General features: G+C 70.7%; 20 protein-coding genes. All 20 read right to left on the bottom strand.

Features of this window, described 5'->3' with window-relative positions; all coding sequences use genetic code 11:
- Positions 1 to 59: 59 nt before the first annotated feature.
- Complete coding sequence (locus QCN29_RS07085) at positions 60 to 704, bottom strand: M15 family metallopeptidase (protein ID WP_201827810.1); 645 nt, start codon at positions 702 to 704, stop codon at positions 60 to 62.
- Positions 705 to 781: 77 nt separating this feature from the next.
- Positions 782 to 1,261, bottom strand: coding sequence for a GNAT family N-acetyltransferase (locus QCN29_RS07080; RefSeq protein WP_279926849.1), 480 nt, complete (start codon positions 1,259 to 1,261; stop codon positions 782 to 784).
- Positions 1,262 to 1,578: 317 nt separating this feature from the next.
- Entirely contained in the window at positions 1,579 to 2,082 is a 504-nt protein-coding gene (locus QCN29_RS07075; protein ID WP_279926848.1) for a GFA family protein, read from the bottom strand.
- Positions 2,083 to 2,117: 35 nt separating this feature from the next.
- Complete coding sequence (locus tag QCN29_RS07070; protein WP_279926847.1) at positions 2,118 to 2,936, bottom strand: PIG-L deacetylase family protein; 819 nt, start codon at positions 2,934 to 2,936, stop codon at positions 2,118 to 2,120.
- A gap of 135 nt (positions 2,937 to 3,071) precedes the next feature.
- Positions 3,072 to 5,444 carry a methyltransferase, FxLD system gene (fxlM, locus tag QCN29_RS07065; protein WP_279926846.1) on the bottom strand — a complete coding sequence of 791 codons (2,373 nt, stop codon included), beginning with the start codon at positions 5,442 to 5,444 and terminating at the stop codon, positions 3,072 to 3,074.
- A gap of 44 nt (positions 5,445 to 5,488) precedes the next feature.
- The gene (locus QCN29_RS07060) at positions 5,489 to 6,868 is read right to left on the bottom strand and encodes a phosphotransferase (protein WP_279926845.1); all 1,380 of its coding nucleotides are present in this window, start codon (positions 6,866 to 6,868) and stop codon (positions 5,489 to 5,491) included.
- Positions 6,865 to 7,740 (bottom strand): class I SAM-dependent methyltransferase, encoded by an 876-nt coding sequence (locus tag QCN29_RS07055; protein WP_279926844.1) that lies wholly within the window; start codon positions 7,738 to 7,740, stop codon positions 6,865 to 6,867. Before QCN29_RS07055 ends, QCN29_RS07060 begins: the two co-directional genes overlap by 4 nt.
- Positions 7,737 to 8,651, bottom strand: a complete 915-nt coding sequence (locus tag QCN29_RS07050) for an NUDIX hydrolase (protein WP_279926843.1) — start codon at positions 8,649 to 8,651, stop codon at positions 7,737 to 7,739. The genes QCN29_RS07055 and QCN29_RS07050 overlap by 4 nt, the downstream gene beginning before the upstream one ends.
- Positions 8,641 to 9,978, bottom strand: coding sequence for a methyltransferase domain-containing protein (locus tag QCN29_RS07045; RefSeq protein ID WP_279926842.1), 1,338 nt, complete (start codon positions 9,976 to 9,978; stop codon positions 8,641 to 8,643). Before QCN29_RS07045 ends, QCN29_RS07050 begins: the two co-directional genes overlap by 11 nt.
- Positions 9,975 to 11,351 carry an MFS transporter gene (locus tag QCN29_RS07040; protein WP_279926841.1) on the bottom strand — a complete coding sequence of 459 codons (1,377 nt, stop codon included), beginning with the start codon at positions 11,349 to 11,351 and terminating at the stop codon, positions 9,975 to 9,977. The genes QCN29_RS07045 and QCN29_RS07040 overlap by 4 nt, the downstream gene beginning before the upstream one ends.
- 148 nt (positions 11,352 to 11,499) lie before the next feature.
- Positions 11,500 to 12,387, bottom strand: a complete 888-nt coding sequence (locus QCN29_RS07035; RefSeq protein ID WP_279926840.1) for an NUDIX hydrolase — start codon at positions 12,385 to 12,387, stop codon at positions 11,500 to 11,502.
- A 157-nt stretch (positions 12,388 to 12,544) separates the two neighbouring features.
- Positions 12,545 to 14,551, bottom strand: a complete 2,007-nt coding sequence (locus QCN29_RS07030; RefSeq protein WP_279926839.1) for an ABC transporter ATP-binding protein — start codon at positions 14,549 to 14,551, stop codon at positions 12,545 to 12,547.
- A 565-nt stretch (positions 14,552 to 15,116) separates the two neighbouring features.
- The gene (locus tag QCN29_RS07025; protein ID WP_279926838.1) at positions 15,117 to 15,887 is read right to left on the bottom strand and encodes a 3-deoxy-manno-octulosonate cytidylyltransferase; all 771 of its coding nucleotides are present in this window, start codon (positions 15,885 to 15,887) and stop codon (positions 15,117 to 15,119) included.
- A 22-nt stretch (positions 15,888 to 15,909) separates the two neighbouring features.
- Positions 15,910 to 16,476, bottom strand: coding sequence for an NUDIX hydrolase (locus QCN29_RS07020; protein WP_279926837.1), 567 nt, complete (start codon positions 16,474 to 16,476; stop codon positions 15,910 to 15,912).
- A gap of 4 nt (positions 16,477 to 16,480) precedes the next feature.
- Entirely contained in the window at positions 16,481 to 17,602 is a 1,122-nt protein-coding gene (locus QCN29_RS07015) for an adenosylhomocysteinase (RefSeq protein ID WP_279926836.1), read from the bottom strand.
- A gap of 24 nt (positions 17,603 to 17,626) precedes the next feature.
- Positions 17,627 to 18,628 carry an NAD-dependent epimerase/dehydratase family protein gene (locus QCN29_RS07010; RefSeq protein WP_279926835.1) on the bottom strand — a complete coding sequence of 334 codons (1,002 nt, stop codon included), beginning with the start codon at positions 18,626 to 18,628 and terminating at the stop codon, positions 17,627 to 17,629.
- 32 nt (positions 18,629 to 18,660) lie between these two features.
- The gene (locus QCN29_RS07005) at positions 18,661 to 19,497 is read right to left on the bottom strand and encodes a phosphotransferase (RefSeq protein ID WP_279926834.1); all 837 of its coding nucleotides are present in this window, start codon (positions 19,495 to 19,497) and stop codon (positions 18,661 to 18,663) included.
- Positions 19,494 to 20,150: a histidine phosphatase family protein gene (locus QCN29_RS07000; protein WP_279926833.1), complete on the bottom strand. Its 657-nt coding sequence runs from the start codon at positions 20,148 to 20,150 to the stop codon at positions 19,494 to 19,496. Before QCN29_RS07000 ends, QCN29_RS07005 begins: the two co-directional genes overlap by 4 nt.
- Positions 20,147 to 20,908 (bottom strand): phosphotransferase, encoded by a 762-nt coding sequence (locus tag QCN29_RS06995; protein WP_279926832.1) that lies wholly within the window; start codon positions 20,906 to 20,908, stop codon positions 20,147 to 20,149. Before QCN29_RS06995 ends, QCN29_RS07000 begins: the two co-directional genes overlap by 4 nt.
- Positions 20,905 to 21,750 carry a class I SAM-dependent methyltransferase gene (locus QCN29_RS06990; protein WP_279926831.1) on the bottom strand — a complete coding sequence of 282 codons (846 nt, stop codon included), beginning with the start codon at positions 21,748 to 21,750 and terminating at the stop codon, positions 20,905 to 20,907. Before QCN29_RS06990 ends, QCN29_RS06995 begins: the two co-directional genes overlap by 4 nt.

Raw genomic sequence — 21,750 nt, 5'->3', positions numbered from 1 at the left:
ATTTCCGGCTCCTTCTGCGATAGCGGTGGGGTGTGGCCGGCCGACCCGGCTCGGCTTGATCAAGGAAGGTCGCGTGGTCCGTACAGGGCGGCCGGTTGCTTCGTCATCAGCGCCCAGTACCGGTCGCCATGGCTCCAGTGCCACCACTCGGTCGCGTAGTTAACGAGTCCGGCGGTGGAGAGGGCGTTGGCTAGCGTGGTTCGGTTCGTACGGGCCTGGGTGCTGATTGAGTTCGCGCTCGTGTAGCAGGCACCGTCGCTTTCCTCGGGGCTCGCGTTCACGCGCGTGCCCATGTCCAGCTCGTGGCCATCGGCGTCCACGAGGGTGAGGTCAACGGCGGCGCCGGCGCTGTGCGGCGCGATCTCCGGAGGAGACACGTACCGGCTGGCGGCCTCGTGCACTTGGTCTTGGGGCCAGGTGGGGTTGGCCGTATGCAGCTCGTCCGCGTACTGCTGGAAGTACTGCTGTTGCAGGTCGGGCGGGCGGTACCCCTCGATGAACAGAAGGCGAAGGCCCTCGGGCAGAAGCGACTGGGCGTACAGGAGCCGGTCGAGGACTCCCTGCCGGAGATGGGCGAAGGCGCCCGCCGGGTCGGCCCTGCGGTCGTCGACCAACAAGGTTCCGCGGACGTCGACGAGCGGCTCGCCGCAGTCCGCGACGGGGATGGCGGCGACGCGGCGGTCGGACATCAGGACGATGTTCATCTATGCCTCCAGGGCCCATGCACTGACGTACGCGACCGTGCCGGGGTGGCGGGCCTGCATCACTGCCGCCGGCCGAGTCATGTCGTACTCCCGCCGGCGGAGTTGGGAAACCGGGTCATTCGCATGAGTGCCGGATCGTGTGTGAAGCCGAGCGCCTCGTACAGCGGGGCCGAGCCTTCGCTGGCGTGCAGTTCGTAGAGAGTGACGCCGTCCTGCTCAAGGTGGTCCATGAGCGCGGTGAGGGCGGCCCGAGCGTAACCCCGGCGTCGGCAGGCGGGTTCAGTGGCGACGGCGTGGATACGTGCGGCCAGCCCCTTGGGGTACTTCGGTGCGGGGAGAAGCGGCTGGAGGAAGGCAAGGGTGCAGGTGGCGAGCCTTCCGCCGGTGGCGTCGATGACGTAGGCCCGGGCGTCGCCGCCGGGCTGGAGCCGGGCAGCGAGCTGGTCCCCGCAGAGGGCGAGCCAGGTCTCGTCCAGGGGTTCGGACAAGATCAGCTCGGATCTGAGGCGGATGATCTCGCCGGCGTCACCAGGACGTGCCAGCCGTGGAGTGGTCACAGCGGAAGCCTTTCTCGTCTACGAAGCAGGTGGTGGTGGGAGTGGCGACGTCGGGCGGTCGGCCGAGTCCGGTAGCCCGACCGGAACTCAGGTGAGGTACTCGTTGCCGGTGATGAGGGTGAGGGGCTGGCGAGGGGCGCGAGGCAGGCCGAGCCGAGCCCGTTCCCGGTGGACCGCGGTGCGCTGGTCGGCGGCGCTGCGCCCCAGTCGAACAGCTCGACGACCTGCTCGGGCGTGGCCAGGGCCCGGACGTAGGTCTGGCCGGTGGCAGGGTCGGGCCGGGCGGGGCCGATGCTCGTCAGGGCGGCACCCATGCGTCACTGCGAGGGGGCCGCGGAGAGTTGCGGATCGGGAGCGAGGGTGATGGTGATCCACGGGACAGCCTCGTCGCGATAGGAATGTCCGACGGGATCGGTGCCGCTGCGGTCGTCGAGGCTGAAACCGGTGACCATGATCATGTCCGAGTCATCGGCGAGGGAGACGAGGTGCGTTCCGCAGCGCGGGCAGAAGCCGCGGCGCAGAGTCGGCCAGGTCGCGTACCACATCGGCTCGCCACCGGGACCCGTCCACGTCAGCCCGTCCTTACGGAAGCCGACCCACAGGACAGCGGGACCGCCGGAGATGCGTGTCTCGTGTCGGCATGAGCACAGATGCGGATCGTCCGGCATGCCTTCCACCTGGTACACGATGTGCCCGCACTGGCAGCGCCCGGTCCTCAGCGCGACGGCTGGACCGTCGGCGGCCCGGTACGCGTCCGGGGCTGAGGCGCTGGTCGAGGTGGGATCGGTCGTCTGGCCGGAGCGGTGGGATGAACTGGGCATGGATCTCCTTATCCGTGTCATCCGGTGGGCCGAGGTCACTGGTTGAGACTGGTCGGACGCGACGGGACTTCACCGTGGACGGCCGGACCGCTGGTGAGAGCGGAAGCGACGGGGCCGCCGGTCGGGAGGCTGAGGCGGGTGAAGTACTCGGTGGCCAGAATGCGGTCCCGCCTCTCCTTATCGACGCGGGACAGCAGCGCGGGCAGCGGTCGCTCGCCTTCGAGCTGGCTGCTGTGGGAGCAGATCGCGCGCCATTTGCGGTCGATCCATTCCGTCACGTTCACGGCAGCGGTCACGTACTCGTCCGGTACGGCCAGCAGGGTCTTGCCGACCCCGTGCAGCAGCGGCCCGAGGTCCCCGATCCCGGACTGAGGGTGGGTGGCCGCGTAGAGCGCGCGGGGCTGCCACGGCTCGCCGGCCTCCGGGTGAAGGTGAGTGATTCCGGCTGCTTCCACGGCGAGCAGCGTCACCTGGTGGGTGCGCCGGTGGTCCGGGTGTCCGGTCAGCTGGCCGAGCGCGTCATGAGTGACGACGATGGCGGGGCGGACCTGCCGGATGTGTGCGACCACCTGGGCGACGGCGTCGTCCAGGGGCACGTCGCACCAGCGGGGTCGGCCGGGCGCCGACGATCCGTTGCGGGCGTCGCCGTATCCGAGCATCCGTGGCGCACCCGCGCCGAGGACATTCAGTGCCGCTGCGAGTTCGGCGGCCCGCTGGCTGTCCGGGGCCCAGGTGGCGGTGACCACCGCCGTTCGGGCCCCGGCGGCGGCGTGCTGGGCGAGCACCCCGCCGGCGAGGAGGGACTCGTCATCCGGGTGAGCGAAGACGGCGAGCAGACTGGGCAACACGGGCATCTCCCGGAACGGTGGTCCTGTTCGGCCGGACAGGGGCGGAGGAGGGACGGGCGTCCTGCTGTTCGGTCATAGGCGCCGGTCAGGCCGCCCTCGCCCGCGTGCCTACCGCCGCCGGCGCGCTGTTCAGGCGGATGATCACGCTTCTCCCGTGGCCGCGGCGATGGCGTGGTTGTGCCGAGCGGGGCCCGGAAGGTGCCCGTTGCGGCCCGGCCACCGGAACACCAGGCGGCAGTGTTTCTTGTCCAGGACGTCCCCGGCGGGCAGCAGATCGTCGGGCGTGCCGGCCGGGTGGGCGGTCAGGATCGGATCAGCGTGCTTGCCGTTGTCGTCGGCGCGCACGTGGCGGTCCCAGGCCCGCACTGTGGCCGCCAACTGCTCCGCGAGCAGAGGGCCCTGCTCACCGAAGGCATGGACGAACCACTCCCACTCCTTGTCCTCGGGGCGCTCGCCGTACCGGGTCTGGACCTGCATCAAGTAGGCAAGCGAGCCGCCGCCGAGGATCGCCGGCGTGTCACGGTCCTTCACGACCCCGGTGACGCCCTCGTCCTGGTGCGCGGCCAGCCGGCAGAAGGTGGGCAGGGTGGTGGCCGCATACAGCTGCAGGGAGCCGAAATAGGCCCCCGCCCCCATGGTCACGCCGGTGGCGAGCTCGTGCCGAGGCCCACGCAACGCCTCCTCCAAGCCCGCCGTCGGGGCGGCGATGCCGTTCTCGAAGCGGAGCGTCAGCTCACCGTCGAGGAGACCGGCGACCGGGACGGTGCGGGCCTGCTGCCCTTGGTCACGCACGAAGCCGCAGTACGTGAAGTGGCGGGCGTGCAGCACCTGGCCACGCCGCTCGAGCGTGATCGCCCGGGTATAGCCGCCGATCTCCAGCGGCAGGACCAGGCGCCCGCCCTCAGCCAGCTGCTCCCGCCAGGCCAGGGCGATGTCCCAGCAGTTGTATGTGATCACGCTGCCGTCGAAGCCGCCGCGCGGCACGAGTTGTGCGGGTGCTCCCAGGGCCGCGTCGGCCTCGACGACGGTGACACGTCCGCTGCCGGCCTCCGTGAGGGACCGGCGGGCGCGGCGCACGACCCACGGGTCGATGTCGACGGTGACCACGCGCCCCTCGGATCCGGCGACATGGGCGATCAGTTCGGCGTTGTAACCGCCGGACCCGGCCTCGAACACGATCGCGCCCGGCTGAAGATGCAGGCTTTCGATCATGTCGGCCTGGAGCCACGCCGCGGACACCGAGCTGATCGCCGCTCCGGTCTCGTCCCGCCGGGTGATCACGGCCCGGTCGCCGCCGTCGTACGCGGTCGCGAGGTTCACTTCCGGGGCGAAGCGGTGGCGGGGCACGGTCCGCAGCGCCTCTTGGACCTGTTCGGAGGGGGCCCAGCCGCCGTCGATGACCGTCTCGGCCATCTCGTGGCGGAGCCGGGCGGCTTCGGCCGGCTCGCCGGGCACGGGCGGCTGGTCGACGGCGAGGGGGTAAGCGTGGACGGGCGGCAGGTCGAGGATGACCCCGGGCCAGATGGCGGCCAATGCCTGCGCGGCAGGGGTGAAGACATCGCCGACGCAAGACAGGGCGTGCAGGTCATGCCACTCCCACCGGTCGAACAACTTCGGCTCTTGGTTGGTGAGGGTCCCCGACCAGGCGGTGATCCGGACAACGGCCGTGAGCCGGGGCACGCCGTGGCTATCGTCGACGAGCATCGTCACCACATACGCGTCCGAGGCCAAAGCCGTCAGGCCGGTCTCCTCACCAAGTTCGCGGACCGCCGCCGCCGCGAAGTCCTCCGGTCCGGAAGTCTTGCCGCCGGGCAGCTCCCACATGCCCCGACGCGAGCGGCCGAGTAGGACCCGCCCAGCCTCGTCGGTGACGACCGCGAGGGCTCCGGTCACGGCGTGACCAGTGGGTGGTTGCCGCCTCTCGACCGCGGCGGTGTCCCTGTGGCAGGAGCCGCGGAGAACGAGGACGGCGAGCTCGTCCGCTTCCAGCCGTACGACCTGCTTCCATCCAGCGGTGAGCAGGCCGATCTCGTCCTCGTCGAGGGCGATGTCACGCCGCTCCTCGGGGGTGTGCTCGGCCACCGGAGTGATGACCACGAGCGTGCCGCCGGGCCGCAGCCGCTCGCCGAGGGCGTGCAGGACGCGGCTGCGGTCGCGCAGGAAGGGATACATCAGGCGCAGGCTGATCAGGTCATATCCCTCCTGGTGCAGCTCTGCCGGGTCGTCGTTTTCGATGTCCAGCTGTAGCCAGCGCACTCCCTCCACTTCCGGGTGTTCCTCGCGGGCCCGGGCGATCGCGCTGCCGGCGAAGTCGACGGCGTCCACCGCGTAGCCGAGAGACGCGAGGTAGGCGGCCAGTTCGCCGGTGCCGCATCCCACGTCGAGCGCCCGCCCGCCGCCTTCGGGGACGGGCGTGTGCTCGGCGAACACAGCCCGCTCGGCGTCACCGAGCTGCCGGAAGTTCTTCCCGTCGGCGTAGTGCTGCTGCCACTCCTCGCGAGCGGTGTACCCCACGGTGCTGCTCCTCAACTGGTCGGGTGCGGTGGATAAGGCGGTGTTCACGGGTGGCTTGTGGCGCGGAGGCGCGCCAGGGTGCGGTGGCCGCGTTCGACGAGCTCCGGATCGCCGTGGGCGGCGCCGTACTGGATGCCGGAGAGGGCGTCCAGGACGGCCAGGACGGCCAGGTGCTCCTCCTCGGCCGGCGTGAACGGGCGGTCGTAGCCGTCCATCACGGCCTCGTACAGGTCCGGTCGGCCCGCCCAGGCGTCGGACAGGCGGACGAAGTCCCGTACGGCCGGGCCGTCTTCGCTGCGCTCGAAGTCGATGACGTAAAGGCTTCCGCTGGCCTCGTCCCAGCGCAGATTGCGCAGTTGGAAGTCGCCATGCGTGGGCCCCGCCTCCAGGGGAGGCAGCCCCGCGGCTTTCACCACCATCGCCCGGATGAACTCCTCGTCTCCGGGGGCGAGGTGCGGGCGAGCGGCGTCGAGGTGACGCTCCCACTTCCCCAGGGGCAAGGTGTCGCCGGTTGCCGGCCGGGCAGGTGCGCTGTGGTGGATGGCTGCCGCGAGCCTGCCGATGCGGTGGAAGATCCGCCGCTGTTCTGCCGGTGGGTGGACGGCGCCGTGCAGGGAGCGGCCCGGTACCGCGGTGATGACGACGGCCCTCAGCGCCTCGTCGGCGGCCACCAGGCGGGGTGCGGCCACGCCCAGGCCGGGGACCCAGGTGCGGTACGCGGACACCTCCCGCTGGTGGAAGCGATCGTTCTGGTGGACCTTGACGAACCACAGCCCGCCCTCGACACCGACAGCCCGCCACACCTGGCTGCCCTCCCGCGCCCAGGACACGTCCGTCCAGCCGGTGACGCGCCCGACGGCCCGCTCGGTGAACTCCCGTAGCCGGGCACCCGGCCCGGCCGGCCCGGCCGCGGCGACGGGCCGGCGCCGGTCGCGGTCCGGGTCGTAGGCGATCGGGTCATTGGGCTGCTGGAAATGCACGGCCATCGCCTGGCCAGACCGGTAGGTGTCCAGCCCGGCACGGCAGTACGCGACCATCGGCTCCGGCAGAGCTTCGAGACCGAACCAGTCCATTGCGTCGCAGACGGCCGCCTCCCGGACAGCGGGAGTGCCCTGCCAGGCGCGGACCTCAAAGAAAACCCCGGTCCTGGACATGCCACCAGGACTGCGGTGGTGCACGGTGACCGCGAAGCGGACCTCCGCCGGGTCGATGACGACGCCGGTCTCTTCGTGCGCCTCGCGGATCAGTGCGCCGACGACGTCCTCGTGCGGGCCATCGAGGTGTCCAGAGGGCAGATGCCACAGGCCCGAGGCGTAGACGTTCCCAGCCCGGCGGGACAGCAGGACCTCGGGGCCGGCTGCGCCGTCACGGCGCAGGATCAGGTGGACGTCGACCGGCTCACGGTGCCGCAGCTCGCCGCTCACGACGCCGCTCCTGGCCGACGGGCCAGCAGGATGGTGAACACGGCGTCTTCACGCAGGGTCCCGCCGCGGGCGTACGCGCCGAGCAACTGGCGGACCTCGGTCTCGAATGCCTGATGCCGGTCGCCGAAGAGATCGGGCCGGGCAAAGCTGGTGCTGCGGAGGTAACCGACGACCGACTCCGGCGTCCAGGCGCGGGTCATGGGGAAGCGGTACTCGCGCACGTCGCTGAACACGGAGTCGGCGAGGTCGTCCTCATAGGAGCGGCCGGGCTCGGTATAGGTGCCGCGGGCGCCCGCGGGGCGGCCAGGGCCGAGGTAGGTCTGGATCAACTCGCGCAGCGCGACCGTCCAGTCGGCGTCGTAGGTCCACAGGCTGCCGTCCCCCATGACCGCCACGGTGGCGTGCGGCGCGGCCACCCGGTCCACCATCTCCAGGACGGCCGGGCGGTCCATCCAGTGGAACGCCCGGCAGCAGGTGACGAGATCAGGGCGCCGCCCGGGCCCTTCGGGGACAAAGGTGTGGGCCTCGCCGGCGTACGGGGAGACCGTGCACGTTCCGATGAGCGGTTCGATCGCGGTCATCGCCTGCGCGAGCATCTGCTGGTTGATGTCGACCAAGTCGACGTGAGCCAGCCGCGGGACGACAGGCAGCAGCGCGCGGGGTACCTGTGCGGTCCCGGTTCCCAGGTCCAGCAGGACCGGTGCGGGCACCCCGTGCAAGGTCGCGGCGAGGAGGCGTACGGCTGCGTCCGGCACGCCCGGCCGGTAGCGGGCATACGCGTCGGCCACCGTACCGAACAGCGCCTCGCCCAAGGGGGCTGGGCCGGCGAACGGTTCGTCGGTGCGGTTGGGCACTGGTGGGTCGACGTTCACGCCCATCCCATCTCGGAGTAGGACTGGCCGGAGCGGATGCCGTGGACGGCCATACGGGTGTAGGGCACCATCGGCTCTGGCAGGTCGTCGAGTGGCCACCATTCCCAGCGGACGCACCGGTCCGGTTCGCGTACCTCCGGCTCTCCGCACCACGCCGTTGCTCGGAAGAAGAGCTGGATGCGGGGCTGGGCATCGGCGTAGTCGAGAAGGTGGACGGTGTGCACCAGGTCCAAGTCTTCCGGCCTGATGATGAGACCGGCCTCCTCGGCCGCCTCCCTGACCAGGCAGGACCGCACCGATTCCCGCTCGACGTGTCCGGCGAGCGCGTGCCACTGTTCGGCGGCGAACGCGACGTCGGGATGGCGTAGTCCAAGCAGGGTGCGTCCGTCGCGCTCCAGGTAGAGGTGGGCACCGATCACGTTCTTCACGGCCCCCGCACCGCCCTGTGATGCCCCGGGCCGCTGCTCGGGTACCGGCGCGATCCCGCTGAGGAGGTTCTTCGCATGGTGGGCGAGGATCGCCTCGTACGCCCAGGGACACATGGAGAGGTGGACCATGGTCTCCACGTCGAACCAGCGGAACATGATGCCTTCGGTGACCGGCAGCCGGTCGGCGTCGCCGTCCCACCGGCCCTCGTAGACCTGGATCCGGCCCTCGGTGACGTGGGGGCCCGAGGCACCCACCGTGGTGAAGAGCGTCAGGTCGGGGATGACGAGGTCGGCCTCCTCGCGGAGCTCGCGGACGATCGCCTCGTCCGGCGTCTCCTGTCCTTCGGGGCCTCCTCCGATCAGCGACCACGTGCCCGGATCGCAGATCGGCTTGTTGGCATCCCGCAGGTGCAGCAGGTACTGCCCGCGGCTGTTGGTGAGGATCACGGCTGTGCTGGTGGCCGTGGCGGGATCAGCATGCATGGCTGTCGCCTTTCTCCAGGAGCGGGTCGAGTTCGCCCGTCACCCCCGTACCGGTGTGCGAGGCGTCGGTCAGCGTCCAGGACAGGGCGCCGCAGCGGCTGGTCACCCGCTGGACGCCGTCGGCGTCGATCTCCAGCCGGTAGGTGTGCGGTGAGCCGGCCGCGCGCCAGCGGCCAGCGACGTCATGGATCTCCGCCCAGATATCACGCGGCCCGAAAGAGGTGACCTCCCAGCGGCGATGGCCGACGCGGAGCGCCCGCACCCAGGAACCGCACCGCGGTGCGCCGATCGTCAGGTCTTCCGCGCTGAAGTCGCGGACGAGCCCGGGGTGGAGGTGGTCCAGGGCCAGCCACATACCCCGGTCGGCATCCGCCGGCGGCTCCAGCCGGCTGCGCCGGGTCCGGCCGCCCTCGAATGCGGTGATCCGATTGCGGAAGGCGGCGGACAGGAACAGCCGGTCGAATCCGGCGCCCCCGCGGTGCCCGAACTCCACCGCGACCAGTTCCGCCTCTGCAACGCCGGTCGGGGCTCTGGAGATCACTGCCAGGCCCGGCCAGGACGGCGAGGAGGTGCCCAGGGTCATCAGCGCGCGTCCGCCTGGCGCGAGTTGGGCAACCAGGGCCGGCGGAATCCAGGGTACGGCGAAGGACACGAAGATCCGGTCGTACGGGCCCAACTCGGGCCAGCCGCCCAGGCCGTCCCCGGTCACCACGGCAGGCCGGCATCCCAAGGCCATCAGACGCGAGCGGGCGGCCTCGCTGACGTGCCGGTCGATGTCGAGGGTGACGACGCCGTCGTGGCCGCAGATGAAACTGGCCACGGCGGCGGTCACGCCGGCACCAGTGCCGACGTCCAGCACCCGCTGCCCGCGGCGCAGGTCCAGACGCTGCAACAGGTCGGCGGTCATGCCCATCGTGCTCGACATCGCCGTCATGGAGCCCCCGGACCGGACGCCGGGGACCCGGCCGAGAATGGGCTCGCCCTCGTGCTGGATGGACACGCTGTCCCCGCTGTGGAGAAGAACCAGCAGCTCCTCCCGGTCGTCGGGCCGGGACCAGTCCAGCAGCTCCCAGCGCGGCGGTTCGTCGGGGGCGCTGCGCCGCACGTACGCCTGCGGCATCAACGTCTCGCGCGGCAGGGCGAGCAGCGCATCGCGCACGGGACCAGGGTGAAGGTCACCGGCCTCCTCCGAGCGGGCGACCATTTCCGTCCGTGCGGCGGCGACCTGTAGATCCGAGGCGTCGGGGGCCGGCGCGGCGGTGCGAGGTTCCGGGAGCGCGGGGGCGGTCGGCCCGGCCTCCGTACCGCCGGGGTTCAGGTGCGTCACGGCATGCCTCCGTCCATCGCGCCCTCCGCGGCGGGTGCAGGCCCCGGCGCGGGCACGGCCGGCCCGGCAGCGGCAGGCGGCTGCCCCGTGGTGTAGCCCGTGCCCTCCGGTGTGGGCGGAGGGGCGGGCATCTGTCGCAGGGCACGCAGCGGCGAGCGGGCCAGGACCACCAGCGGTACGACGAGCAGGCAGGCACCCACGATCAGCGCGGGGCGTACTCCGGCCCATGTGCCGAGCCCGCCAGCGAGCAGCGCGCCCAACGGCCGGGCACCGGAGGTCAGCCACGTGCTCACGGCCTGCATCCGCGCCTGCATGCAGTCCTCGGTGATGATCTGCCGAATCGACCGCTGGGTGGTACCCGCCGCCCCCGCGCAGGCAAGCTGCAGGAACAACGCGCCGCCGATCACGATCTCCCAGCCCAGCGCCGGGGAGGCCAGCAACAGCGGGACCTGGGTGAGCGGCGTGAGCGCGAGCGCGCCGAGCATCATCGGACCGGGGCCGAACCGCCGCGCGACGGCAGGGGCGGACAGAGCCCCGGCAGCCGCGCCCAGTGCACCGATCCCCAGCACCACGCCGAAGGCGGTCGCGCTCATCTCCAGGACCCGCAGCAGGTACAGCGCCCACAGGGTGTTGAGCACGGCCAGGGCCAGCGACGTGGTGGCGTTGACCCAGGTGAGCACGCTCAGCCGGTGGTCGTCGCGCACGTATCGCAGGCCCTCGGCGATCTCCGCCCGCAGCCGGCGCTGCGAGGTCCGCGCCGGGGTGGTCTCGCGGGCCTGGATGCGGGCCGTGCACCAGGCACTGAGGAGGTAAGAGCCGACGTCCCCGAGCAAGGCGCGGGCCGGGCCGAGCAGCGCGGTGAGCGCGGCGCCGAGGCTGCTGCCCCCGGTCGCCGCGATCGCGAACAGACCCCCGATGCGGCTGTTGCCCCGCTGGATCAAGGACCGATCGACCAGCGTCGGCAGCAGGCTGATCGCCGCCGCATCGTGCAACACGCACGCGGCCCCGTGAACCACGGCGACAACCATGAGCTGCGCCAGGGTCAGCTCCTCCAGAGCCGCGGCCACCGGCACCGTTACCAGCGCCGTGGCGCTGACCAGGTCACCGGTAATCATCTGTCGTCGCTTGGAGTGCCGGTCGGCGAGCGCACCGGCGTGCAGAGCGAGCAGTGCCGGCGGCAGCTGCCCCCAGAACGCCAGCCATGCCACTTGGCCGGGGGTGGCGTCCAGGTGGAGAACGGCGAGCACCGGGAGCGCCATCGAGCTGATCGAGCTTCCCGCCACGCTGGCGGCCTGGCCGGTCAAGTAGCGACGGAAGTCGCGGTGCCGCCACAACGACTTGGACGCGGTGGAAGAGTCAGGACAGGCAGTCACGGCGTCCCTCCTCGGCTTCTCCCGGGCGCTCGGTGAACAGCAACGCCCGAGGTAGGGGCAATCCGGTAGGACGCCCGTGGCAGCACCGGGCTGCTGCCGAGCCGCTGCGGGCCCGCATCCACTGAGGTGCTTCGGGCGGAGGCCACGGTCACCACCCCAATTCGGTGTAGAGGCGGCCGGCCCGGATGCCCTCGATCGCGGCGCGGGTGTACGGGACGATCTTGTCGGGGAGGGCGTCGGAGGGCCACCAGCCCCAGGAGACGCAGCGGTCGGGCTCGCGTACCTCCGGCGTTCCCGTCCACTTCTGGGCGCGGAACACGAGCCCCATGCGGGGCTGCCCGCCGGGGTGGTCCACGAGGTGGACGACGTGGACCAGCTCCAGGTCTGCGGGGGCGATTGCGACCCCGGCTTCTTCCTGTGCCTCGCGGATCAGGCAGGCGATGGCGGATTCCTGTTCGCAGTGGCCGGCCAGGAAGTGGTGGGTGGAGGCCGCGAAGGCGGCGTCGGGGTGCCGGAGGCCCAGCAGTACCTTGCCGTCCTGCTCGAGGTAGAGGTGCACGCCGACGACGTTGAGGCGTGCCTGACTTCCGGGTCGATCCTGCGACGGTACGGGGAGCCGGGTGGGGGCCTGGGCCTGGTGGAGGTCGATGACCTCCTTCGTCCACGGGCACATCGTCAGGTACGGGATGGTGGCGGCGTCGAAATGGCGGAACATGATGCCCTCGGGACAGGGCAGTTCATCGGCGTTGCCGTCCCAGGTTCCGAGGTAGACGCGAATGCGGCCTTTGGTCCCGTCGGGGCCCAGGGAGTCGACCACCGTGAACTCCTCCAGCGGAACCACCAGGCCGGTCTCCTCCAGCAGTTCCCGCTCCACCGCCTCACGTGAGGTCTCCGTTCCTTCGCGGTCGCCGCCTGGGATGCTCCACGTTCCCGGGTCGCAGATCTTCTTGTTGGCGTCGCGCAGGTGCAGCAGGTAACGGCCACGCGAGTCAACGAGCAGGGCAGCAGTCCCGCGCGGGTCGTCGGACACGGTCATCACAGGCTCCTTGAGGTCGGGATGCAAAGGCGGGGGCGGCCGACTGGGGCCGGTGGCGGTTCGCTGGCCGGCGCGGAGGCAGGCTCACCACAGTCCGATTCCTTCGAGCAGCACCTCGGCCGGGGCGAGCTCCGGCGTTCCTCGGCCGGTGAGCGGTTCACCGGCCCGCCTCCTCGGCTGCGGCTGAGGCTGCGCCGGGCTGGTAGCCGCTGGCCTGCAGGGTGAACATGGCGGCGTAGTCGCCGCCCGTGGCCATGAGCTCGTCGTGGGACCCGGATTCGACGATGCGGCCGCTGTCGAAGACGAGGATGCGGTCGCAGTCGACGACGCTGGCGAGCCGGTGGGAGATCAGCACCGTGATCTGGTCGGTGCGCAGTCGGCCGCGCAGAACCGCCTCGTACACGGCGTGCTCGGACGGCGGGTCCATGCTCGCCGTCGGCTCGTCCAGGAGCAGCAGCGGCGCCGCCTTGTACAGGCCCCGGGCGACGGCGATCTTCGCCCACTGTCCGCCGGAGAGCTGCTGCCCGCCCTTGAACCGCTTCGACAGCAGCGTCTTCCACTGAGCGGGAAGTGCGGCGATGACCCCGTCGGCTCCTGCGGCCCGTGCGGCGGTCATGACGCGCTGGGGTTCGGCCTCGGTGAGCGTGCCGGTGCCCGCGGTGATGTTCGACAGGGCGCTGAAGGGGAACCGCACCGGGTCCTGCAGCACACAGGCGACCTGCTGATGCACCGACTTCGCGTCCATCTCGCGGACGTCGATGCCGTCCCAACTCACGCTGCCCTGCTGCGGTTCGTACAGGCCGGCCAGCACCTTGGCGCAGGTCGACTTCCCCGATCCGTTGAGGCCGACGAACGCCACCGTCTCCCCGGCGCGGAGCGTGAAGGAGACCCCGTCGAGCGCCGGCGTGTCCTTGCCGGGGTAGGTGAAGTAGACGTCCTTGACGGCGATCTCCTTCACCTTCTCCGGCGCCCGCACATTGGCCGTACGGGGCAGGAGACGGCGACTGCGCTCCTGGACGGCGAGGAGGTCGTCGACCCACAGGGCGTGCTCGTAGACGAGGTGGGCAAACTCGATGAGCTGGGTCAGGGAGGACCGTCCGGACTGGATGGCCAGGACGGCGCCGGCCCCTGCGGCCAGGGGAAGCCACCCTGCGATCAGCATGGCGGCCAGCGCGGTGTACGTGATGCCGGTGCCGACTCCGCCCACCGCCCGGCCGGCCAGGTTGATCAGGGCCGAGTTCACACCCAGGCGGGTGTCCTCATCGGCGATCCTGACGGTCAGGCGGCGGTGCTCGTCCAGCAGGGCGCCTTGGGCGGTGTCGGAGCGCAGCTCCGCGGCCGCGTCCACGTCGAGCAGCAGCCAGGAGAACACGCGAACGCGGCGTTGCAGCGCGTTCCAGCGCTTGAAGGAGTGGAAGCGGGCCCGCGCGCTGTGCACGGCGGCGGCCCCCACCGGCAGGACGGACAGCAACAACAGCGGGAGCAGGGCGGGGTGGAGGACGCTCAGGACGCCGGCGGTGCCGACGAGGCCGAGGGCCGCGGACGCCAGAGAGACCACCTGCCCGACGATCATCCGGGCGTAGAAGAGCCCGCGGTCGTTGGCACGGTGCACCTCGTCGTGCCAGTCGGCATCCTCCACGGCCTCCAGCCGTACGTGCGCGGTGAGGCTCAGGAACTCGCATTCGAGCGCGGTGCGGATCTTGGGCGTGACGCGCGCCTGGGCCACGGAGACGGCGGCTTCCAGCAGGGCCCGGGCAGCGAGGAAACCTGCCACGAGGAGGATCTGTGGAATGGCGGCGCGTACGCGATCGGGCGTGGGCCCCTGGGCGAACAGGTGCTGGAGCACTCCGACCGAGGCGATCAGCCCGAAGGCCGCCATGGCGGCCGAGGCCAGCTGGCAGACGACGGCCGTGAGGGTGGACGCGCGGTCCGCCTGCCAGGCGAGCCGCCCGATCAGGGCGGTGATCCTGGGCAGACGGGCCAGAACCTGGCGCACCGTGGCGCTGGCGGCGGCGCCGTCGTGGACGGACCAGTACGCCTCCTCCATCGCATCGGTCACGTCGCCGTCCTCCGGCCCGGCGGGCACGGTCGTCGGCGGCAGGGGCAGGGGGGCGGACCGCGGTGCCGGAATGGTGTCAGCGGCGGCATCGGTGGACTCGCTCATGCCGCCCACCTCGTATCCGGTCGTGCCGATCGGGGCGTGCGAACGTCAAGCCTCCGCAGTTGGAGTAACACCGCCTGGCTGTCGATACGCCTGGACATGCCGATGATGCGGTGCGGCACCTTCGGGGCCTTGGTGCAGTGCTTGCGGAAGGAGGCTTGAGCGAGGGAGTTAGCGGAGTGCTGCCCTGCGTACTGGATCCTTGCTGGCAGCGGAGGAGAAACTGCGCCGTCCTGGTTGAACTCGCGTGTGTCGGCTGCGCGCAACTGGGGTCCTCCATCCCTGATCTGTGTGCCGTGTACGACGACACCGAGGTCAACGAGGTGGACCCCGATATCGAACACGCGTGTTTCAGACGTTGCCGAAACCCCGAGATGGAGCGCTCGACGTCGCATGTAGAGTCCACGGATCCTTGTTCGGCCCGGACGCCCACCGATCGACCGGTGGCCGACACGCCGATGTTGGGTACGCGTGTGGCGCTTGGGTTTTCGGGCTCCGCGCCCAGGGCTGCCGTGACGGGCGGGCAGCGCCTTTCCTACGGGCTCAGGGAGCAGCGGAGACCGGCCAGTCATGGGACCGGCTGGGAGTGAAGGAGCATGTTGGCCCTCGCGAGGTCCTCCGGTGTGTCGACCGCGAGACCGTCGTCTATGACAGGGAGCATCCGTACGCCGTGGCCGTGTTCGACGAAGCGCAGCATCTCCACGCCCTCGGTACGCTCCAACGGCCCCTGCGGGAGGTGCCGGAACAAGCTGAGGGCTGTTCCGGTGAAGCCGTAGAGACCGAGCTGACGCAGGTAGCTTGGCCGGTCCCCGCGCGGGTAGGGGATCGGCTGCCGGGAGAACATCAGGGCGTTGCGCTGTGTATCGACGACGACCTTGACGACGTTGTGGTCCAGGACGGCACCGACGTCCTGAAGCTCCGTGTACGCGTTCACTGCGAGCGTTCCGGGCGCCAGCTGCTCTAGGGCTTCGGAGACGGCGTCGATCGCGGCGGGTGAGATGAACGGCTCGTCGCCCTGGACGTTGATGTACGCGTCGGCCGGCAGACGCTCCGCGCACTCCGCGACCCGGTCGGTGCCGGTGAGGTGTCTTCCGGTGCGCACGCACTCGATGCCCAGCTCGTGGCACGCCTCCTCGATGCGCTCGTCATCAGTGGCGACGACCACGCTGTCGAGGCGCTTCGCCTCCAGGCAGCGCTGATGGACGTGCCACAGCAGCGGCTTGCCCCCGAGCTGTGCCAAGGGCTTCCCCGGAAACCGGGACGCTCCCCAGCGGCAGGGGATGACGGCGATGTGGTGGCGGTGCGTGGTGTTCGGTGGTGCGGCTGTGGTGGCGGCCACGGCGGACTCCCGTCGGTGAGGGTCAGGAATGAGTGAGGCGGGGGAGGAGGGCCAGCTTGGCGCGGACGGTGGGCGAGGCGGAGTCCTCGAACGACCGCCACTCGTAGCCGCTGACCTCTTCGGCCTGGAGCGTCACCGCGTGTTGGGACCGCAGAAGGAAGACCCAGCGGAAGTCCACGTGCTGGTGCGCCGGCTCGCCCTTCGCAGCGTTGGCGGCGATGCCGTGTACGTCGATGTCCAGGGGCACGGTCTCGAATCCCGGGAGGGGGACGACGGCGTTGTGAGGGATGCCGGTCTCCTCGAACAGCTCGCGCAGGGCGGCACCGGGTAGATTCTGGTCGCCCGGCTCGTTGTGGCCGCCCGGCGCGAGGGCCTTGCCCGTCGCGTTGTGCTGGATGTGCAACACCCGGCTGCTGCCGTCGATAACGATGGCGCTGCAGGTCACGTGCGTGGGAAACGTCTTCCGGCTGGTCGGGTCCTCCTCGCCGGCGAGAACGTCGAAGAGCGGAGCCAGGGCATCGCGCTCAGACGGGTAGCGGGTGAGGTACGCCTCAACGGTGGCGCGGATGTGGTGGGTGGACGGTGGCATGGGATCACCTGTTGAAGTAGTCGAACCAGATCCTGGCGATGGCCTGGCGGTCGGGTGCGGGCATCTCGTGGAGGCCGGGCTGGAAGCGGCCCTGACTGAGGGCTGCGGTGGCGGCGAGTATCTCGGCCTGGACGAGATGGATGTAGGTGCCGACGGCGGCGCCGTGCACGAAGTTGACGGCGCCGCCGTCGGCGAGGACGTAGAAGTAGTGACCGGTGATCTCGTAACGCGTCAGGTGTTCGCCGACCGGGGTGCGCTGGTACAGCCCGTCGAGGCTGCCGAGTTCGAGTTCGTCCTCCGAGGACGTCACCGAGGCGACGTACGCCCCGTTGCGCAGGGCGGCGAAGTCGCCTTGCCGCAGGGCGAGGTTGCCGGTGGCGCACAGGACGAGTTCCGCGTCTCCGAGCGCGTCCGCCGTCGATGCGCTCGTACGGAAGCCCTGGGAGTGCGCCTGCACCCTCTTGACCGGGTCGGTGTCGTGCACGGTGACGCGCAGGTCCTGGGCACGTAGCGTCTGAGCGATGGCTCGGCCGACCTTGCCGAACCCGATGACGCAGGCGTTTCGGCTGGTCAGGATGTCGCCGCGGGCACGCACCAGCGCGTCGGTCGAGAAGACGATGGACCGGCCCACGAGGTGATCCTCGCAGTCCTTCAGCGGGGAGCGGGCCACCGAGACGACGGGACAGGGCAGGTGGTCGAGTGCCGCGTACCTCTGGTGTCCGTTCTCGGTGTCCTCGGCGATGCCGAGGATGCGGCCGGAGAACTTCTCCACCAGGGTGTCGAGGCACGGCGCGAAGTAGCCGCCGATGTCCACCAGGATGACGTTCCGGCCGCCGGCCGTGTCCTCCAGATAGTCCAATGCCCTGGTTGAGTCCGCGAACAGCTCTCGGCTGAGGTCATGGACGGTGAAGGCACGACGGACGGCCTCCAGCGTCGGCTGGTCCACGGACTTGGGCTTGGGCAGGACAGCACCGACCGTGGACGTGGCGGCCATCGCGCGGAGGAACGCCGGCCGCTCGGAAAGCAGGTGCGTGATGATCAGGGTGGTGACGCAGTCCCCGGCGGGGAAGCGTGTAGTGATCTGCCGGAAGAAGGCGTCCAGCCGCGCTTTCTCAGGACTCTCCACTGCAACTCCTACTGGTCCTGCAGCTCATGCCGCGCGGCCGAACGCGGCGGACTCGGCGGTCAGCGCCTGCATCTGGGCCCGCATGCCGTTGTGGAGGTCGACCTGGGGTTGCCAGCCCAGGACCTCGTAGGCGCGGCCGGGGTTAGCTCGGGTGGTGAGGACGTCTCCGCTGCGCGGGCGCTCCTGGTGAACCTGGATCTCGCGCCCGGCGAGGCTGTTCGCGATGTTGATCACTTCGAGCAGGGAGGCGCTCGAACCACCCCCTACGTTGATCACCCCGCTGGCCGTCGGAATGGTGGCCGCGGCGATGGTGGCGGCCACCGCGTCGTCGATGTACGTGAAGTCCCGGCGCTGGTGGCCGTCCCCGTACAAGCGCAGCGGCTGGCCGGTCAGGGCGGCCGTGAGGGCGCGGTGCGTGAACATGTCGGGGCGCTGCCGGGGGCCGTAGACGGTGAAGTACCGCAGGGCGACGACGCTGGTGGGGCAGTGGGCCTGGGCGGAGTGTGCGAGGCAGAGCTGCTCCTCGGCGAGTTTCGTTACCGCGTACGGAGATGCCGGCTGGGGCCTGTCGGTCTCCACGCTCGCACCGCCGTCGGTGGAGCCGTAGACGCTGGAGGACGAGGCCACCACGAGCCTGGGAGTGCCCATACGGGCGACGGCGTCCATGATGCGGTGGGTCGCGAGGACGTTGGAGGCGACGTACTCGCTGAACTTCGGTCCCCAGGAGGGGCGCACCCCAGGGATGCCCGCCAGGTGGAAGACGGCGTTCGCATCGATGAGAAGCGGCTCGATCGCGCAGCTGAGGAGGTCGGCGGTGACGTGCATGTACCCCGGGAGCCCCCGCACGACGGCGAGGTTCGCCGCGGCCGTGGGGTCGGTGGTCGGGTCGCGCCGGTCGACGCCGACGACGACGGTGCCGGCCTGGACGAGGGCGTGTGCGAGATGGGAGCCGATGAAGCCGGCGGCGCCGGTCACCACAGCCCGCCGGGGGACGGCGGTGGTCAGGTGGGATGGGTGCTGTGACACGGAGATCTCCAGGAATCCAGGGGAGGGGTTGCTTAGGCGAGGCGGGCCAGAACCGTCCGGCCGTGGGTGCTGAGGGCGAGGTCCTCCTGCTCGTGCCCGCGGACCAGCGCGGTGACGGCCTCGATCGCGCCGAAGGACTCCAGCAGCCGCTGCTCGGTGTCGTTCAGGGGCTCCCCATACCCGGCGAAGAACGCCGTCCGGAGGTTCGGGGCGGCCTGCCAGCGGCGGAACTCGAGCCGGGCGAAGTCACGGATGCGGGCGTCGCGGCGCATGTGCTCGAAGTCGCACAGCCCGAAGTCGTCCCCGAGAAGCCAGTTCCTCGGCTGGTAGTCGAGGTGGCATACAGCGCTGTCCATGAGCGTGTTCGCCAGGACGTCCGCGTGGTGGCTCAGGCGCTCGCGTTCGATCGTGGACATGAGGCCGGCCCGGTCTGCGCGGGCGATCCAGTCGCGCAGCCGCTGGGCGAGTTCCGTGCCGACGGCGCCGGTACGCGATACCGAGGTGGCATGGTGCAGGTTGCCCAGCACGCGCCCGGCCTCGTAGTGCGCCTGCTCCTCCTCGGGCGACCCCGGCGCGACCGTATCCACCCGTACGCCGGGAACCGCGGTGAGCAGCAGGGTGCACGTCCTGTCCTGCCTGCCCACCACGCGGGGGACGTGGCCGATCAGGTGAGATCCCCAGGCGAGATAGGCGTGCAGCTCGCGGGTGTACCGGTCGCGTTCGCTGTGCTGCTTGGCGAAGAACTCGTTGCCGTCGGCATTGACCAGGCGCAGGACGCGGGGCGGGAGCATCGGATCGTGCACGATCCGGACCGCTCCGAGCGCGCCGCGAGCCAGGTTCAGGCGCGGGTCGTCGGACAGCGTGATCACGACGCAGCCTCCTGACCTAAGGCGGCCAGGTGCTCGGTGTCGTTGTGGTGGTCGAGCATCCACCGTCTCTGTCCGAGCCGGTTGAGGTGGTGCTGCCAACGGGTGATGGACCCGTGGGAGACCGTGAATCCGGAAGGGGAACCGAGCGGGATGCCCAGGAGCAGAGTGTGCGCGACGATCACGGTCTCACCGTGGGCGGCGAACAGGACGCGTTCGCCTTCGTGCTGGTCGATGAGTTCCCGCAAGAAGCGACTGGCTCGCTCCAAGTAGCCGTTCCAGGTGTCGGATCCAGCAGCCCAGGGCTTGTCGGGGTGGGCGTGCGGCCCGCCATCGGCGGTCGTCTTCACCTCGGTCCAGGGCTGGCCGTCGGCGACACCATGGACGGGACCATCGAGACGGTCGTCCGTGGATATGGGGAGCCGAAGGGCCTGGCTGATGATCTCGGCGGTCTGGCGCAGGCGGATGCGGGGGCCGGTGTACAGGGCGTCGAACGGCTTGTCGCGGTGCTCGGCGGCGAGGCGCAGCGCGGCCCGCTCGACTTGCGCGTACCCGTGGTTGGTCAGCCCAGTGCAGGTGCGCGGGCCGCCAACCAGGCCGTCGACGTTGCACTGGGCCTCGCCGTGGCGGACGAAGACGAGTTCTGTGGTGATCATGCGGAACCTCGCGGGCATGGTTGGGGCGCCCAGCTGTGGCGGTAGCCATTGCGCCCGGCGTACGGGGCGGTCAGGACGGCGTGCAGGGCGAGGAAGTCGTCGAGTCGCTCGCGATCTGTGGTGCCGAGCCGGGAGTCGTGGCGTTCGACGGCTTCGTTGTAGGCGCGCAGGGCGGAGTCGACGACTGAGGCCGGCAGAGGCCCGTACGTTAGGACCAGCGTCGCGATCAGCTTCGCCAGGTCGTACCCCATCGGGGCCAGCGTGAGGTCGTCGGTGTCGACCGTGTAGATGTCGCCGGCCTCGGTGATGATGAAGTTCCGGGGGTTGCTGTCCTTGTAGAAGGCCGTAGGCCCCTCTGCGGTCTTCTCCAGCAGCCTCAGCATCGCGTGGAGGGCGACCCGGTCCGGCAGGTACCCCTGCTCCAGCCTTCTTCGGAGGGCGGTTTGCCGGGGACCGATGTAGTCGCCGAACGCGACGCCATCCCGGAAATGATGCGGCGTGTTCAGAGAGGCCGGCCGGAGATCGGTGGTCCAGGCGGTTCCGTGGGCGTCGCCCAGAAGCCCTGCCAGGGCCAGCAGGTCCTCGGTCCGGGCTGGGCGGCCGTCGATCCACTCGTACGTCAGGCTCGTCGGCCCTACCACGGTCAGCGCCGGCAGCCGCAGCGCCCGTGCGTGCTCGGCGAGCCACGCGTGATGGCGGGCGGCCGAGGCCACCTGGCGGGGGGTCTCGTAGTGCTTGGTGAACTGGCGAACGCTCACGACCGTCCTCCCCCGGATTGGGCCACGACGAAGGTGACGAGCGACTTGGTGGTGAGGGGCCGGTCCGGCAGGAACTCGTGCAGGGTCGCCGCGAGCGCGCCCGCATTGCCGTACAGGCCGGGGGCGAGGTCGTACTTCGGGTTGGTGGCCAGGTACTCGGCGACGTGTTCGTGGCCGTCGAAGGCGAAACTGTGCTCCTCGTGCTCCACGGCGAGTACCTCTAGTGACACGGCGGCCAGGTCGGCGAGGTTGCCGCTGTGCGCCGAGATGTACAGGCTCTCGTGCTGCTCGGCTCGCGGGTCGAGGCCGGCGGCAGCGACCAGCTGGTCCATCTCGCGGTAGCTGTCGAGCCCCTTCGTGACAAGCACGGCCAAGCCGCCGGGAGCGAGCGCCCGGTCGATCTCTGCGACGACCGCCTGCGGGCGCGTTGAGTGGTAGAGGCAGAACGCGGCGACGACGACGTCGCATGCCCCGGCGGGCACCGGGAGATGGTGGAAGTCGCCCTGGAGGAAGCTCACGGGGAGGCCGGGCAACCGCTGGGCACGCTTGCGGGCCTGTTCGATCAGAGCTGGCGCGGCGTCGAGGCCGACGACGCGCCGGGGACGGAGTTCCTGGGCGACGGTCAGGCTGCTCGTGCCGCGACCGCAGCCGAGGTCCAGGGCCAGGCCGAGACGGTCCGGTCGCTCGTGGTGGTTGCGCACCAGCCCGACGATCGTGTCCGGTACCGGGCGCCCGGAGATCTTCGCACGCATCAGGGCGTTGGACCGGCCGGCCAGCCGAGAGGCGTGCCCGTACAGCTCAGCCTGCCGCGCGGGGTCCAGGAAGGGGTTGGTGCCGCTCAT

The sequence above is a fragment of the Streptomyces chengmaiensis genome (genome assembly GCF_029846775.1).
Lineage (GTDB): Bacteria > Actinomycetota > Actinomycetes > Streptomycetales > Streptomycetaceae > Streptomyces > Streptomyces chengmaiensis.
This window is presented reverse-complemented; position numbering and strand designations above follow the sequence as displayed.